Source organism: Pseudomonas reactans (genome assembly GCF_013387025.1).
GTDB lineage: Bacteria > Pseudomonadota > Gammaproteobacteria > Pseudomonadales > Pseudomonadaceae > Aquipseudomonas > Aquipseudomonas reactans.
This window is the reverse complement of record NZ_JACAQP010000019.1, coordinates 89,336-104,205: the sequence shown is the minus strand read 5'-3', so window position 1 is coordinate 104,205 and position 14,870 is coordinate 89,336. Positions and strand designations below refer to the sequence as shown.

15 protein-coding genes are annotated in these 14,870 nt (G+C 61.0%); 11 read left to right on the top strand and 4 right to left on the bottom strand.

The window, feature by feature from the left end; genetic code table 11:
- Nucleotides 1–226: 226 nt before the first annotated feature.
- Nucleotides 227–1,210, top strand: coding sequence for an AraC family transcriptional regulator (locus HX793_RS20355; RefSeq protein ID WP_177059878.1), 984 nt, complete (start codon nt 227–229; stop codon nt 1,208–1,210).
- Between the two features lie 99 nt (nt 1,211–1,309).
- Here HX793_RS20355 and HX793_RS20350 read toward each other — a convergent pair whose 3' ends face one another.
- Nucleotides 1,310–2,185, bottom strand: a complete 876-nt coding sequence (locus HX793_RS20350) for a LysR family transcriptional regulator (RefSeq protein ID WP_177096859.1) — start codon at nt 2,183–2,185, stop codon at nt 1,310–1,312.
- 114 nt (nt 2,186–2,299) lie between these two features.
- Between HX793_RS20350 and HX793_RS20345 the strand changes: the two genes are divergently transcribed.
- Genes HX793_RS20345 through catA form a run of 3 tightly spaced genes read left to right on the top strand, consistent with a single transcriptional unit; the run spans nt 2,300 to nt 4,701 of the window.
- The gene (locus HX793_RS20345) at nt 2,300–3,427 is read left to right on the top strand and encodes a muconate cycloisomerase family protein (protein WP_177096861.1); all 1,128 of its coding nucleotides are present in this window, start codon (nt 2,300–2,302) and stop codon (nt 3,425–3,427) included.
- A 12-nt stretch (nt 3,428–3,439) separates the two neighbouring features.
- Nucleotides 3,440–3,730: a muconolactone Delta-isomerase gene (gene catC, locus HX793_RS20340; protein WP_038845065.1), complete on the top strand. Its 291-nt coding sequence runs from the start codon at nt 3,440–3,442 to the stop codon at nt 3,728–3,730.
- Between the two features lie 41 nt (nt 3,731–3,771).
- On the top strand, nt 3,772–4,701 hold the full coding sequence (catA, locus tag HX793_RS20335) for a catechol 1,2-dioxygenase (protein ID WP_016974902.1): 930 nt from the start codon (nt 3,772–3,774) through the stop codon (nt 4,699–4,701).
- A 113-nt stretch (nt 4,702–4,814) separates the two neighbouring features.
- On the opposite strand, the gene HX793_RS20330 is transcribed toward catA, so the two are convergent.
- Nucleotides 4,815–5,288, bottom strand: coding sequence for an Lrp/AsnC family transcriptional regulator (locus HX793_RS20330; RefSeq protein ID WP_016974903.1), 474 nt, complete (start codon nt 5,286–5,288; stop codon nt 4,815–4,817).
- 144 nt (nt 5,289–5,432) lie between these two features.
- On the opposite strand from HX793_RS20330, the gene kynU reads away from it, so the two are divergent.
- Nucleotides 5,433–6,683: a kynureninase gene (gene kynU, locus HX793_RS20325; RefSeq protein WP_177096863.1), complete on the top strand. Its 1,251-nt coding sequence runs from the start codon at nt 5,433–5,435 to the stop codon at nt 6,681–6,683.
- 49 nt (nt 6,684–6,732) lie between these two features.
- Entirely contained in the window at nt 6,733–8,139 is a 1,407-nt protein-coding gene (locus tag HX793_RS20320; RefSeq protein ID WP_016974905.1) for an amino acid permease, read from the top strand.
- Here HX793_RS20320 and HX793_RS20315 read toward each other — a convergent pair.
- Nucleotides 8,085–8,975, bottom strand: a complete 891-nt coding sequence (locus tag HX793_RS20315; RefSeq protein WP_177059887.1) for a LysR family transcriptional regulator — start codon at nt 8,973–8,975, stop codon at nt 8,085–8,087. The two genes, HX793_RS20320 and HX793_RS20315, sit on opposite strands and share 55 nt — an antisense overlap.
- Before the next feature lie 183 nt (nt 8,976–9,158).
- Between HX793_RS20315 and HX793_RS20310 the strand changes: the two genes are divergently transcribed.
- The 5 genes from HX793_RS20310 (at nt 9,159) to HX793_RS20290 (ending at nt 14,275) form a co-directional block, all read left to right on the top strand.
- Entirely contained in the window at nt 9,159–9,923 is a 765-nt protein-coding gene (locus tag HX793_RS20310; RefSeq protein ID WP_016974907.1) for a sulfite exporter TauE/SafE family protein, read from the top strand.
- Between the two features lie 120 nt (nt 9,924–10,043).
- The gene (gene mdaB, locus HX793_RS20305) at nt 10,044–10,634 is read left to right on the top strand and encodes an NADPH:quinone oxidoreductase MdaB (RefSeq protein ID WP_177059889.1); all 591 of its coding nucleotides are present in this window, start codon (nt 10,044–10,046) and stop codon (nt 10,632–10,634) included.
- 30 nt (nt 10,635–10,664) lie between these two features.
- The gene (locus tag HX793_RS20300) at nt 10,665–11,561 is read left to right on the top strand and encodes a LysR family transcriptional regulator (protein WP_177052297.1); all 897 of its coding nucleotides are present in this window, start codon (nt 10,665–10,667) and stop codon (nt 11,559–11,561) included.
- 103 nt (nt 11,562–11,664) lie between these two features.
- The gene (locus tag HX793_RS20295) at nt 11,665–12,558 is read left to right on the top strand and encodes an NAD-dependent epimerase/dehydratase family protein (protein ID WP_177052296.1); all 894 of its coding nucleotides are present in this window, start codon (nt 11,665–11,667) and stop codon (nt 12,556–12,558) included.
- A 271-nt stretch (nt 12,559–12,829) separates the two neighbouring features.
- The gene (locus tag HX793_RS20290) at nt 12,830–14,275 is read left to right on the top strand and encodes a SulP family inorganic anion transporter (protein ID WP_177052295.1); all 1,446 of its coding nucleotides are present in this window, start codon (nt 12,830–12,832) and stop codon (nt 14,273–14,275) included.
- 127 nt (nt 14,276–14,402) lie between these two features.
- Here the strand turns inward: HX793_RS20290 and HX793_RS20285 are convergent, their stop codons facing one another.
- The gene (locus HX793_RS20285) at nt 14,403–14,783 is read right to left on the bottom strand and encodes a lysozyme inhibitor LprI family protein (protein WP_016976197.1); all 381 of its coding nucleotides are present in this window, start codon (nt 14,781–14,783) and stop codon (nt 14,403–14,405) included.
- Nucleotides 14,784–14,870: the final 87 nt, after the last annotated feature.

Genomic DNA, 14,870 nt, shown 5'->3' with positions numbered 1-14,870 from the left:
TGCGCCGGATAATTGGGCAGCAAATACCCAACCCGGTGCGCAGTGGTGACGGGATGCGCTACTGTCTGGCAGGGCAATGGCCGTAAAAGTCGGCGTCTTATCCACTTAGTCGACCATTGCTATCCACCCGCTGGCCATTGCGTCGGCGTGGCGCATTACTTGCTGTCGAACAACAACGACGCGCCGCCAGAGCGCGCAACAGCCTAACCGCCGTGGGTGCACCCTGATGAGCAGCCAAACGATTCAACGCTTCGACCTGGAAGGCGCACGCAGCTGGATGTCCGGCATCTGCGGGCCCCATCGCCTGGCCACCGCCACGCCCGAGCGCCTGCGTTTCCACCACAGTGCCAATATGTTCAAGTCCCGCGCCACCACCTTGGGTGTGATCGAATACGGCACCGACGTGACCATCGACATCGAAGACGCCGAGCACTTCAGCAGCTACAGCCTGAGCCTGCCGTTGGTGGGCGAGCAGGAGTTGAGCAAGAACGGTGAGCGCCTGAACTCCAACCGCGACCAGGGCGTGATCATCTCGCCCAACGAGCACCAGGTGCTGGCGATTTCCGGCGACTGTCGCAAGTTGCAGGTGGTGATCACGCGGGCGGCAATGAGTGAGTCGCTGGAAGGTTTGCTGCAACGGCCGATTGAGGCGCCGCTGCGCTTTGAGTCGGTGATGGACGCGGTGGACGGCGCTTCGGCGGCGTGGTGGCGCATGGCGCGCTACTTCATCGCCGAGCTGGAACACGGCAGTGAATTGTATGAGCAACCGGCGTTTACCCGTGACCTGGAAAGCTCGCTGATCAAGGGCCTGATCCTGGCCCAGCCGAACAATTACTCCGAAGAGCTGCGCGATGTCCTCGGTGTGAAACTACCGCATTACCTGATCCGTGCGCGGCAGTACATCCACGACCATGCTCGGGACGCCGTGCATCTGGAAGACCTGGAAGCCGCCGCCGGTGTGTCGCGGTTCAAGTTGTTTGATGCCTTTCGCAAGTACTTTGCGCTGTCGCCGATGGCCTATTTGAAGAAGCATCGGCTTTCTGCGGTACGCCAGGCCATCCTTGAACAGGGCTCCACCTGCACCATCTCCGAGATCGCCCTGGGCTGGGGTTTTACTCATCTGGGGCGGTTCTCGGCGGAGTACCGCAAGCTGTTCGATGAGTCTCCAAGCCAGACCCTGCAGCGCAATGATGCGCGACGCCTGCGCTAACCCCTGTAGGAGCGAGCTTGCTCGCGAAAAACCTGAGAGCACCACATTCATCCAGGAGGCCCACGTTATCGTTGACGTTTTTCGCGAGCAAGCTCGCTCCTACAGCAATTCTTCCACCAGTTGCAGGCAATGACTGAGCCCTGGCGACTGGTCATTCACCCGTCGGCTGAGGATGATCGGCGAGGTCGCAGTCGCCTCCACAACTGGCGTGTAGCCGATGTCCGCGCGGTGCAGCACCTGCACCGAGGCAGGCACCAGCGTCACGCCCATCCCGGCGCCGACCAGGCCGATGGCGGTCTGCAATTCGTTGGTCCACTGCGCCACCTTGAGGCTCAAGCCATGGGCGTCGAACAGCGCGATTACATGGTCGGCATAGCTGGGGCGTGGGTTGCCGGGGTAGAGCACAAAAGGCTCGGCGGCCAGTTGGGCGAGGGTGGCGGGTGCATCGAGCAACGGGTGGCCGGCAGGCAGCACAGCGACCAGCCGATCCTCGACCAAGACGCGCTGGACAATGGCTGGGTCGTCGATGCGAATCCGCCCGAACCCCACATCAATGCGCCCGGCCTTGAGTGCTTCGACCTGCTGCAAGGTGGTCATTTCCGACAACCCCAACTCCAGCTCCAGCGCCTCATGGGTGCGCAGCCGGCGGATCAGCTCTGGCAGCACGCCATACAGGGTCGAGGGCGCAAAGCCGATGCCCAGCCAAGTCTTTTCGCCCTGGCCGATGCGTCGCGTGTTGTCGCAGACCTTGTTCAGTTGTTCCAGCAGCACGTTGGCGTGTTCATAAAAAAACCTCCCGGCCTCGGTCAGCCGCAGCGGTCGGCCACGCTCAAGCAAAATGACGCCCAGTTCATCCTCCAATTGCTGGATCTGCCGGCTCAACGGCGGCTGGGCGATGTGCAGGCGTTCGGCAGCGCGGGTGAAGTTGAGGGTCTCCCCCAGCACCTGGAAATAGCGCAGGTGACGCAGTTCCATGATGACTCCTTTCATACCTTGAGGGTATTGTTCGAGACCCATTCTATATTGGAACCCTTGAAAGATACGGCACAGAATCGGCTCAAATCTATAAAGAACCCAACGGGTATAGCCATGCCGATTTGCGCCATCGAGTCGATCGAAACGATCATCGTCGACCTCCCCACCATCCGCCCGCACAAGCTGGCGATGCACACGATGCAAAACCATACCTTGGTGATCATCCGCCTGCGCTGCGCCGACGGCATCGAAGGCATTGGCGAGGCCACCACCATTGGCGGCCTGAGCTACGGCAACGAAAGCCCCGACAGTATCAAGGTCAACATCGACCGCCACTTCGCGCCGCTGCTGATCGGCCAAGACGCGAGCAATATCAACGCAGCCATGTTGCGCCTGGAGCGCAGCATTCGCGGCAACACCTTTGCCAAGTCCGGGATCGAAAGCGCCTTGCTCGATGCCCTGGGCAAGCGCCTGAACCTGCCGGTCAGCGAACTGCTCGGCGGCCGTGTGCGCGATGCCTTGCCGGTGGCCTGGACCCTGGCCAGCGGCAACACCGAAAAGGACATTGCCGAAGCGGAAAAGATGCTCGACCTGCGCCGCCACCGCATCTTCAAGTTGAAGATCGGCGCCGGTGAAGTCAGCCACGACCTGGCCCATGTGATCGCGATCAAAAAAGCCCTGGGCGACCGCGCCAGTGTGCGCGTCGACGTCAACCAGGCCTGGGATGAAGCGGTGGCACTGCGTGCCTGCAAGGTGCTCGGCGACAACGGCATCGACCTGATCGAACAACCCATCTCACGTAACAACCGTGGCGGTATGGTGCGGCTCAACCTGTCGAGCCCGGCGCCGATCATGGCCGATGAATCCATCGAATGTGTCGAGGATGCCTTCAACCTGGCCCGCGAAGGTGCGGCCTCGGTGTTTGCGTTGAAGATCGCCAAGAACGGCGGCCCGCGCGCCGTATTGCGTACGGCCGCCATTGCCGAAGCGGCGGGCATCGGCCTGTACGGCGGCACGATGCTCGAAGGCGGCATCGGCACCCTGGCGTCAGCCCATGCCTTTCTCACGCTGAACAAATTGGCGTGGGACACCGAACTGTTCGGCCCGTTGTTGCTCACTGAGGACATCCTCACCGAACCGCCGGTGTACCGCGATTTCCAGCTGCATGTCTCCACCGCACCGGGCCTGGGCCTGGCCATCGATGAAGAGCGCCTGGCGTTCTTCCGTCGTGACAAACACTAAGAGGCACCTGCCATGTTGTTCCACGTAAAAATGACCGTGAACCTGCCCCTCGATATGAATCCCGAGCGCGCCGCTGCGCTCAAGGCCGAAGAAAAAGCCTTGGCGCAGCGCCTGCAACAGCAAGGCAAATGGCGCCACCTGTGGCGCATCGCCGGGCATTACGCCAACTACAGCGTGTTCGATGTCGACAGCGTGCAGGACCTGCACGACCTGCTGATGCAACTGCCGCTTTTCCCCTACATGGCCATCGAAGTGAATGCCCTGTGCCGTCACCCGTCGTCGATCCATGAGGATGACCGCTAAGCCGGTTTTCACCCTAATAACTACAAGATGAGGAATGCACCATGTCCATCCGACTGTCCCAGACTGCCCATGCCCAACAGTTTCTCGAAGAAGCCAGCGGCAACCTCAATGACGGCGGTAACCCGCGTACCAAGGCGTTGATCTACCGAATCCTGCGCGACACCGTGAACATCATCGAAGACCTGGAAGTGACCCCGGAAGAATTCTGGAAGGCGGTCAACTATCTGAACGACTTGGGCAAGCACCAGGAAGCCGGCTTGCTCGCCGCCGGGCTGGGCCTGGAGCATTACCTCGACCTGTTGATGGACGCGGCCGACGAGGAGGCCGGCAAATCCGGTGGTACGCCGCGCACCATCGAAGGCCCGTTGTATGTGGCCGGTGCGCCGCTGTCGAAGTATGAGGCGCGACTGGATGATGGCAAGGACGACGCGGTGCCGCTGTTCATGCGCGGGCAAGTGCGTGACACCGAGGGCAAGCCGCTGGCGGGGGCGATTGTGGACGTGTGGCAGGCCAATACCGGCGGTACGTATTCGTGGTTCGACCCGACGCAATCCGAGTTCAACCTGCGTCGCCGCATCGAGACCGATGCCCAGGGCAACTACCGGTTTCGCAGTATCGTGCCGTCGGGCTACGGCTGCCCGCCGACCGGGCCGACCCAGCAACTGCTCGATCAACTGGGGCGTCACGGGCAGCGGCCGGCGCATATTCACTTCTTCATTTCGGCGCCTGGGCATCGGCACCTGACCACGCAGATCAACCTGTCGGACGACCCGTACCTGCATGATGATTTTGCCTATGCGACGCGCGATGAGTTGATCGCCGAGATTCGCTTCAGTGAAGATCCGCAGTTGGCCCGCGAGTTTGGCGTGGAAGGGCGGTTTGCGCAGATTGATTTTGACTTTGAATTGCAGGTCGCTGATGCGCCGGTAGAGCAAAAGCGCATGCAGCGCGTGCGCGCCCTCGAAGACTAAACGCCACGCCCCCTGTAGGAGCGAGCTTGCTCGCGAAGGTATTCCAGGCACACCGCTGCGGCGGATGTACCTTTTTCGCGAGCAAGCTCGCTCCTACAGAAGGCATTCTCAGCCTACTTACGGATAACCAGGTCCAACACCTCATCCCGATCCTTGATCTTCTGCAACACAATCTCCGAGCGTATATCCATCACCCCCGCCGTGCGGTTCAGGTGGTTCACGATAAAGTCCGAAAAGTGCTTGAGGTTGCGTGCCTGCACCCGCAGCACATAGTTGCTGGCGCCGGTGATCACATAGGCGCTGGCCACTTCCGGCCAGCCCTGCACCTTCTTGATGAACGTCTCGTGCCAATCCTCCACATCCTGGCGCAAGGACAGGTGGACGATGGCTTCCAGCTCGATCCCCAATTGCTCCGCATTCAGCACTGCGCGGTAGCCGCTGATGATTCCCTCGCTCTCCAGCAAGCGCAAACGGCGCAGGCAGGCGGACGGCGACAGCGCGACTTTTTCCGCCAGTTCCTGGTTGCTGATGCGGCCATCCTGTTGCAGGAAATGCAGGAGGCGCAGGTCGGTGGCGTCGAGAATCATGGTTAGAATAAATCCGCGTGTTTGGGGGTTAAATTCGAATTTCCTACAGCTTAATTAGCCTGTTACCTACCACTTTGCACGAAAATTCTCTAAAACTTCGTTCATTATTTGGTCCATTCTTACTTATAAAAACCAGGATCGCCCATGACCACTCGAAGCCATTGCCAAGCCCTCGATGCCCAGGACCCGTTGGCACCGTTGCGTAGCCAGTTCGCCTTGCCGGAGGACGTGATCTACCTTGACGGCAACTCCCTCGGCGCCCGCCCGGTGGCGGCGTTGGCGCGGGCGCAGGCGGTGATTGCCGAAGAGTGGGGCAACGGGCTGATCCGCAGTTGGAACAGCGCCGGCTGGGCGGATTTGTCCCAGCGCCTGGGCAATCGCCTGGCACCCTTGATTGGCGCGCGTGACAACGAAGTGGTGATCACCGATACCACCTCGATCAACCTGTTCAAGGTGCTGAGTGCCGCGTTGACCGTGCAGCGTCAACGCCAGCCGCATCGCAAGGTGATCGTCAGCGAGGCGAGCAACTTCCCCACCGACTTGTACATTGCAGAAGGCTTGGCTGAACTGCTGCAACAGGGTTATTCCCTGCGCCTGGTGAACAGCCCGGACGAACTGCCCCAGGCGATCGATCAGGATGTAGCAGTGGTGATGCTCACCCACGTCAATTACAAGACCGGCTATATGTACGACATGCAGGCGCTGACCGCCTTGAGCCATGAGTGTGGCGCGTTGAGCCTCTGGGACCTGGCGCATTCGGCGGGCGCGGTGCCCATCGACCTGCATCAGGCGGGCGCCGATTATGCGATTGGCTGCACCTACAAGTACCTCAACGGCGGCCCGGGTTCCCAGGCGTTTGTGTGGGTCAACCCGGCGTTGGTGGATGTGGTGCGTCAGCCGTTGTCAGGCTGGTTCGGGCATACCCGGCAGTTCGCCATGGAATCGACTTATGCACCGAGTGCCGGCATCGCTCGCTACCTGTGTGGCACGCAGCCGATCACCTCGCTGGCGATGGTTGAATGTGGCCTGGAGATTTTTGCCCAGACCGATATGGCAAGTTTGCGCAGCAAGTCCCTGGCGTTGACCGACCTGTTTATCGCGTTGGTCGAAGCCCGTTGCGCCGCCCATGACTTGAAGTTGATCACCCCACGCGAGCACGCCAAGCGCGGCAGCCATGTGAGCTTCGAACACCCTGAAGGCTACGCGGTGATCCAGGCCTTGATCGCCCGTGGGGTGATCGGTGACTACCGTGAGCCGCGCATCATGCGGTTTGGTTTTACGCCGTTGTACACGAGCTTTACCGAGGTGTTTGACGCTGTGGAAATCCTTGGCGACATCCTCGACCACCACACCTGGGACCAGCCGCAATTCAAAGTCCGCAACAGCGTCACCTGACACACCTACCGACCACCTGTGCAATCACAATAATAAAGGGGCACACCACGTGACCACGCCAGACAACGGCTTTGCAGAGATCACCCACCGCGAACTGGGCCTGCGGCGCCAGCTCACTTCCGGCCAGATGAGCATGATCGCCATCGGCGGCGCCATTGGCACCGGGCTGTTCATGGGCAGCGCCTACGCCATCGGTTATGCCGGGCCCAGCGTCTTGGTGAGCTATGCCATTGGCGCATTGATCACCTTGCTGTTGATGGGGTGCCTGGCGGAGATGACGGTGGCCCATTCCACCTCGGGCTCCTTCGGTGCCTACGCCGAGTTCTACATCAGCCCGCTCGCCGGGTTCCTGGTGCGCTACGCCTACTGGGCGGCGATTGTGTTGGCGGTGGGCGCCGAGGTCACGGCGGTGGCGATGTACATGAAGTACTGGTTCGCCAACGTGCCGGAATGGGTGTGGATCGTGTCATTTTCAAGCGTATTGATCCTGCTCAATGCGATCAGCGTGAAGACGTTTGGCAACTTCGAATACTGGTTTTCGACGATCAAGATCAGTGCGATTGTCGGCTTCATCATCCTTGCCGTGTACGTGGTGTTCGGCTCCGGCAACCCGGAGTACGGCGTGCAGAACTACACCGCCCACGACGGTTTTTTTCCCCATGGCCTGAGCGGCATGTGGATGGCGGTGATCGTGTCGATCTTCAGCTATTTGAGTGTGGAGATGATCGCGGTGGCCGCCGGTGAAGCCGCCGATCCGGAACAGGCGGTGAAGAAAGCCTTCCGCGCGACCATCGTGCGCCTGGTGGTGTTTTACCTGCTGACCCTGGCGCTGATGCTGGCCATCGTGCCGTGGAACCAGGCCGGGCAAACCCAGAGCCCGTTCGTCACGGTGATGCAGACCATCGGCATTCCCGGTGCGACCGGCGTGATGAACTTCGTGATCCTGATCGCCGCGCTCTCGGCGATGAATAGCCAGCTCTACATCACCACCCGCATGATGTTCAGCCTGTCCCGCGCCGGCTTTGCCCCCAAATCCATGGGCGCGTTGAGCAAGAGTGGCATTCCGCTGAATGCGTTGCTGCTGTCCAGTTCGGGCATTGCGCTGGCGACGTTGCTCAACGTGGTGTACCCGGAAAGCTCGTTCACGCTGATGATGGCGATCTCGATGTTTGGCGCGATCTTCACCTGGTTCATGATCTTCCTCACGCACCTGTTTTTCCGTCGCTACCGCAAGCGTCATGGTGGGCCGAAATTGTCGTTCCAACTGCGGCTGTTTCCCTACAGCACGTTGCTGGGGCTGGTGCTGATGGGCGCGGTGATGATCACTACGTATTTCACCGACGCGTTCAAGATGACCCTGGTGTTTGGCGTGCCGTTCTTGCTGATCCTGTCGGCGGTGTATTACGGGTTCTTCCGCAAGGGCAGGGCCAAGGCATCGAACAAGGCCTTGGCATAACCGGGCAGCTGTTCGAACGAGCGCGCGCATAACAGCAGTTTTCGACAAGCCCACGCTTCTTGCAGAGGGTGGGCCTTGAAGCGGCGTTCCAGCGGCCAACGTTCCAGCGCAGCCTGGGGCAAGATGCCCAGGCCAGCGCCTCGGGCGACCATGCGAATAACCCCATCAAACCCTTCGGCACGGATGCGCGTCTGCATACGAAAGCCGGCATGCAGTGCCTGTTCTTCGAGGTAAACCATCAACGCGCTGTGAGTGGCGAGGCCGACAAAGTCGTGTTGCAGACTATCGACAAAACTCCCAGCGGTGAACGGATGATCCAGCGGCGCGATCAGCACCAGCGGGTCGTCGCGGAAGGGCAGGGTTTGCAGGCCGTGGCTGTCCACCGCGTCGGAAATGATCCCAATATCCGCCGTGCCCTGGCGCAAGGCCTGGGTGATGCGCAGGCTCGGCAGCTCCTGCAGGTCGATATCGAGGTTAGGGTGCTCGCACAGAAAGTCTGCCAGCAATTCCGGCAGGTATTCGCTGAGGGCGGTGGTGTTGCACAGCAGGCGAACCTGGCCTTTGATGCCGTTGGCGTATTCCGCCAGGTCTTGCTGCAGATGTTCGGCTTGTTGCAGCAACAAGCGTGCGTGGCGGGCCAGGGCTTTGCCGGCGGGCGTTGGTGTGACGCCGCGACGGTTACGCTCCAGGAAATCGATACCCAGCGAAGCCTCCATGGCCCTGATACGCGCACTCGCGGCGGCGAGGGACAGATGGCTGCGCCCGGCACCGGCGGTGATGTTGCCGGTGTCGAGGATGTGCAGATAAAGGCGCAGGTCGATCAAATCAAAGTGCATGCCGGGGTTCTCGGGTGACTGGACTGGCCCCTTCGCGAGCAAGCCCGCTCCCACATTTTGGAATGCATTTCAAATGTGGGAGCGGGCTTGCTCGCGAAGGCGGCATCAGCCTCTCACAAAAGAAGAGGCTGCCTCAGTATATGGCGAATTTTCGGCGTCACCGAAAAACCGCAAAATCCCCCCATGAATACCTTCCTCGCGTTCTACCAAGAAATTGGCCCCGCCCTGACGCTGCTGGTGATCGGCACCTTCGTGCTGGCCGGCACCGTCAAGGGCGTGATCGGCCTGGGCTTACCGACGGTCTCCATGGGCTTGCTCGGCCTGGCTATGTTACCGGCGCAGGCTGCGGCTTTGCTGATCATCCCTTCGACGATCACCAACCTGTGGCAATTGGCGTTCGGTGGGCATCTGAGTGCGTTGCTTAAACGCCTGTGGCCGATGTTGCTGCTGATCTTCCTCGGCACCGGGTTTGGCACGCTGTGGCTGGGCATGAGCGGGGGAAGTTGGGTGGGCCATGCGTTGGGCGGTGCGTTGCTGGTGTATGCGCTGAGCGGATTGTTCCTGCCGACGTTCAAGGTAAAACCTGAGACCGAGCGTTGGCTGGGCCCTGTGTGCGGCGTGATCACCGGGATCATCACCTCGGCGACCGGCGTGTTCGTGATTCCCGCCGTACCCTATCTGCAAGCCTTGGGCTTGAACCGTGATCAGTTGGTACAGGCGCTGGGGCTGTCGTTCACGGTTTCCACCCTGGCGTTGGCCGCCGGGCTGGCCTGGCGCGGCACGCTCGGTGGCGGGGAGGTCAACGCCTCGCTGTTGGCGCTGGTACCGGCACTGCTGGGCATGTGGCTGGGCCAGGCGGTGCGGCAGCGCATCAGTGCCGTGTTGTTCAAGCGCGTGTTCTTCGTTGGCATGGCTTTGCTGGGAGCACATCTGCTGATCAGCGGTTAACAATGGATGGTGTATTCGTGCTTTGCGGTCAAATGTATTTTGCCGTGCCGCCGCTTATTCCGAGGGGCCAATGTCGATAGCCTGCCGGCAGACATTTTTAACCCTTCTGGATGCCCTCCCATGAAAAAAATCCTCTTGCTCAACGGCGGCAAAAAATTCGCTCACTCCGATGGCCGCTACAACACCACCCTGCATGATGCCGCCGTGGCCGTGCTGGACCGTGCTGGCATCGACGTGAAAGTCACCCACATCGACGAAGGCTACGACGTGGCCGAAGAGGTCGCCAAATTCCTCTGGGCCGACGTGATCATCTACCAGATGCCCGGCTGGTGGATGGGCGCGCCGTGGATCGTCAAGAAATACATCGACGAAGTCTTCACCGAAGGCCACGGCAGCCTCTACGCCAGCGACGGCCGCACGCGCTCCGATGCCTCGCAGAAATATGGCAGCGGCGGCCTGATCCAGGGCAAGCAATACATGCTCTCGCTGACCTGGAACGCGCCGCAGCAAGCCTTCGACGATCCGACCGACTTCTTCGAAGCCAAGGGGGTGGACGCGGTGTACTTTCCGTTCCACAAGGCCAACGAGTTCCTTGGCATGACCGGCCTGCCGACCTTCTTGTGCGTGGACGTGATGAAGCGCCCGGCGATCGAGGCTGACGTGGCGCGCTACGAGCAGCATCTGGCGCAGATCTTCAATTTCTCGGTGTAAGCTGCGGTGAACCGATAACGAGGAGCGCCTGTGAAAGCCCGATCCGATGAGCTACAGATCTTCGTCAGCGTGATTGAATGCGGTTCGATTTCCGCTGCCGCAGAACAGGTCGGGCAAACGCCCTCGGCGGTCAGCCGCACCTTGTCGCGGCTGGAAGCCAAGCTTGATACCACGCTGATTAATCGCACCACGCGACGCATGGACCTGACCGAGGAGGGCAAGTACTTCTTCGAACAGGCCAAGGTGATCCTGGCGCAGATGGATGAGCTGGAAGAACGCCTGTCCTCACGCCAGAAGAAACCGGCGGGGCGTCTGCGCATCAATGCGGCGGTTCCCTTTATGCTGCATGGGATCGTGCCGTACATCGCGGAGTTTCGCAGCCTTTACCCGGATATCCAGCTGGAGCTGAACAGCGATGACCTGATCATCGACCTGTTGGAGCAGAGTACCGACATCGCCATCCGCATCGGTGCGTTGGCCGACTCCACCCTGCATGCGCGCGCGCTCGGGTGTACGCCGCTGCATATCCTCGCCAGCCCCGACTACCTCAAGCAGTACGGCACACCGACTACAGTTGCCGACTTGGCGAACCACACCTTGCTGGGGTTCACCCAGACCGAAACCCTCAACCACTGGCCGCTGCGCCATGTGGAGGGCGACCGTTGGCTGATCCAGCCGGGCGTGGCCGCGTCCAGTGGCGAGACCGTGCGCCATTTGGCGCTGGAAGGACAGGGCATTTGCTGCCTGTCGAACTTCATGACCATCGACGACATCGAGGCCGGGCGCCTGGTGCCGGTGCTGGAGGCGTTCAACAGCGGTTATCGCCAGCCGATCCATGCGGTGTTTTACCGTAACTCACAGCTGGCCTTGCGCATCCAGTGTTTCCTCGACTTCATGCAAGCCAAGCTGACGCGGTATGCCTGCTGATTCGTGATCTTCGCGCAAGAGTGAATTGGGCAATAGGGGCTTATTCGTCAGGGATCTGCCCTTGATACTGGTCCCATCACTTACCCACTCAGGAGCACTCTCCATGAACGTATTCGTTACCGGCGCAGCAGGTTTTATCGGGGGTTCCATCGCAACCGGCCTGGTCAAGGCAGGCCATAGCGTGACCGGCCTGGTGCGCAGCGCCGAGCAGGCGGCCGAGATGACCGCATTGGGTATCACCCCAGTGATCGGCACCCTGGATGACGCAACTGTATTGACCGAGCAAGCGCAAAAGGCTGATGCCGTGATCAATGCCGCAAGCAGCGATCATCGCGCCGCCGTTGAAACCTTGCTGGCCGCGCTCAAGGGTTCGAACAAGCCATTTCTGCACACCAGCGGTTCAAGCATCGTGGGGGATGCGTCGGGCGGCAAGTCCAGCGATGTCATCTACTTCGAAGACAACTTGCCGGAGCCGACCGTCGACAAGGCCGCTCGCGTGGCCATCGACAACTTGATCCTGGCGGCTGCCAACGAAGGCGTGAACTCGGCGGTGATCTGCAACACGCTGATCTACGGTCACAGCCTGGGCGTGAAGCGCGACAGCGTGCAATTGCCGCGTCTGCTCAAGCAGGCGCGCAAGAGTGGGGTGGTGCGCCATGTGGGCAGTGGGCAGAACATCTGGTCCAACGTGCACATCGAAGACGTGGTGGCGCTGTACCTGCTGGCACTGACCAAGAACGTACCGGGCACCTTCTACTTTGTGGAAAGCAGCGAAGCGGCGTTTATCGACATGACCACCGCCATTGCCGAAGCGCTGAACCTGGGCAAACCGCAAGATTGGCCATTGGCCGACGCAGAAGCCGAGTGGGGCTATGAAATGGCTAACTATGGCCTGGGTTCCAACAGCCGGGTGCGGGGCAAGCATGCCCGTGAGTTGCTGGGCTGGGTGCCGAAGCGTACGTCGGTGGTGGAGTGGATTCGCCACGAGATGGTGTAAGTCTCCCTGTGGCGAGCGGGCTTGTTGTGGCGAGCGGGCTTACCCCGCGTTGGGCTGCGAAGCGGCCCCTGTCCAGCCAACGCGTATATACCGGTAGATAGGCGGTGAATGGCTTTGGGGCTGCTACGCAGCCCAACGCGGGGCAAGCCCGCTCGCCACAGACACAGCCACAGACATAACCACAGGGTGTAGCTCGCCTTAAAAATCTGGTTCTGCCCCGCTCAATTCCGTACCATTCCCTGCCTTATCCCCCGCATTACCCTGGTACTTCATGAACCTCACCCGTCTGCGCGCCGATGCCCTGGCCGGCCTCACCACGTCTTTTGCGTTGCTGCCCGAATGCATCGCCTTTGCCTTGGTGGCCCATCTCAACCCGCTGATGGGGCTCTATGGCGCCTTTATCATCTGCACATTGACCGCGTTGTTTGGTGGGCGCCCCGGCATGGTGTCCGGTGCGGCGGGCTCGATGGCGGTGGTGATTGTGGCGTTGGTGGTGCAACACGGCGTGGAATACCTGCTGGCGACGGTGTTGCTGGGCGGGTTGATCATGGTCGCCTTCGGCCTGCTGCGCCTGGGCAAGCTGGTGCGCATGGTGCCGCATCCGGTGATGCTGGGGTTCGTGAATGGCCTGGCGATCATCATTGCCCTGGCGCAGTTGGAGCATTTCAAGAGCGGTGAACACTGGCTCAGCGGCACGCCGCTGTACGTGATGATCGGCCTGGTGCTGGTGACCATGGCCATCGTCTACCTGCTGCCGCGCATCACCCGCGCGGTGCCGCCTGCATTGGTGGCGATCCTCGGCGTGGGCCTGGCGGTGTACCTGCTCGGCCTGCCGACCCGCACCCTGGGCGACATGGCCCACATTGCTGGTGGCCTACCCAGCTTTGCCCTGCCGCAGATCCCCTGGACCCTGGACACCCTCGGCATCATCGCGCCCTATGCGTTCCTGATGGCCATGGTCGGCCTGCTGGAAACCCTGCTCACCCTGAATCTCACCGACGAAATCACCGAGACCCGTGGCTACCCGGACCGCGAAAGCGTGGCCCTGGGCGCGGCGAATATGGTTTCGGGCCTGTTTGGCGGCATGGGCGGCTGCGCGATGATCGGGCAAACCGTGATCAACCTCAGCTCCGGCGGGCGCGGGCGTTTTTCCGGTGTGTTTGCCGGGGTGATGATCCTGCTGTTCATCCTGTTCCTGTCGCCGTTTATCGAGCGAATTCCGCTGGCGGCGCTGGTGGGTGTGATGTTCGTGGTGTCCCAGCAGACCTTCGCCTGGGCCTCCCTGCGGGTGATCAACAAGGTGCCGCTCAATGACGTGCTGGTGATTATCGCGGTGACGGTGATCACCGTGTTCACCGACCTGGCCACGGCCGTGTTGTGCGGGATAGTGATTGCGGCGCTGAACTTCGCCTGGCAACAGGCGCGCGAGCTGTATGCCGATGAACACCTGGAGGCCGATGGCAGCAAGCTCTATCGCCTGCATGGCACCTTGTTCTTTGCCTCGACCACGCCGTTCCTCAACCAGTTCGACCCGGCCAACGACCCCGCCCAGGTGACGCTGGATTGCCGTCACCTGAGCTTTGTCGACTATTCAGCGATTGCGGCGCTGATGACCCTGCGTGAGCGTTACACCAAGGCCGGCAAGCACTTGCGGGTGCTGCATTTGTCGGAGCGCTGCAAGAAACTGCTCAAGCGCGCCAAGGTTCACCACGACTGAACACTCACTTGTAGGAGCGAGCTTGCTCGCGAAAGACTTGAGTGCGCCGCATGCACTCAGGTCACCCGCGTTATCGTTGACGATTTTCGCGAGCAAGCTCGCTCCTACAGGGGGAGGGGGCCATTCCTTACGGCCCGACGAGGTCTTCCAACTCCTGGGCGCGGGTCTGGGTCATGTCCAGCAGGCAGGCGGAGCCGTTGACCTGGTCGATGGTGCCGCCGGTCGCGGAGCCGGCGAAGCCGCAATTGGCATCACGGTATTTTATCCACAGGCGCTGCACGTCTTGCAGTTGCTGCTTGCGTGCACCTTCCTGGGCGGCGAGGGCGGTCTTGTAGGCCTTGTTCAGTCGCGTGTCCTGCACCTTGGCTTCCTTGGCGTTGCAATTGACCATGTCCGCGGTCGTGTTGGCGCTGTCCATGCATTTTTTCAACGCCGCGTTATCGGCGGCCGACGCAGTGCCGCACAGGGCGAGAAACAAAGCGCTGACGGCGAGGGAGGTGCGAATCATGGTCGATTTTCCTGGGCATGAGGGGAGGCGCATTCTATGACTCGATGGCGGCGTTTGAGTTTCCGGCATCCTCTGATCTTCATGTAA

What these genes read in the sequence shown, in the direction of transcription:
- HX793_RS20355 (WP_177059878.1), top strand. Translation starts at nt 227, where the DNA reads ATGAGCAGCCAAACGATTCAACGCTTCGACCTGGAAGGCGCACGCAGC.
- HX793_RS20350 (WP_177096859.1), bottom strand. Translation starts at nt 2,185, where the DNA reads ATGGAACTGCGTCACCTGCGCTATTTCCAGGTGCTGGGGGAGACCCTC.
- HX793_RS20345 (WP_177096861.1), top strand. Translation starts at nt 2,300, where the DNA reads ATGCCGATTTGCGCCATCGAGTCGATCGAAACGATCATCGTCGACCTC.
- catC (WP_038845065.1), top strand. Translation starts at nt 3,440, where the DNA reads ATGTTGTTCCACGTAAAAATGACCGTGAACCTGCCCCTCGATATGAAT.
- catA (WP_016974902.1), top strand. Translation starts at nt 3,772, where the DNA reads ATGTCCATCCGACTGTCCCAGACTGCCCATGCCCAACAGTTTCTCGAA.
- HX793_RS20330 (WP_016974903.1), bottom strand. Translation starts at nt 5,288, where the DNA reads ATGATTCTCGACGCCACCGACCTGCGCCTCCTGCATTTCCTGCAACAG.
- kynU (WP_177096863.1), top strand. Translation starts at nt 5,433, where the DNA reads ATGACCACTCGAAGCCATTGCCAAGCCCTCGATGCCCAGGACCCGTTG.
- HX793_RS20315 (WP_177059887.1), bottom strand. Translation starts at nt 8,975, where the DNA reads ATGCACTTTGATTTGATCGACCTGCGCCTTTATCTGCACATCCTCGAC.
- HX793_RS20310 (WP_016974907.1), top strand. Translation starts at nt 9,159, where the DNA reads ATGAATACCTTCCTCGCGTTCTACCAAGAAATTGGCCCCGCCCTGACG.
- mdaB (WP_177059889.1), top strand. Translation starts at nt 10,044, where the DNA reads ATGAAAAAAATCCTCTTGCTCAACGGCGGCAAAAAATTCGCTCACTCC.
- HX793_RS20295 (WP_177052296.1), top strand. Translation starts at nt 11,665, where the DNA reads ATGAACGTATTCGTTACCGGCGCAGCAGGTTTTATCGGGGGTTCCATC.
- HX793_RS20290 (WP_177052295.1), top strand. Translation starts at nt 12,830, where the DNA reads ATGAACCTCACCCGTCTGCGCGCCGATGCCCTGGCCGGCCTCACCACG.
- HX793_RS20285 (WP_016976197.1), bottom strand. Translation starts at nt 14,783, where the DNA reads ATGATTCGCACCTCCCTCGCCGTCAGCGCTTTGTTTCTCGCCCTGTGC.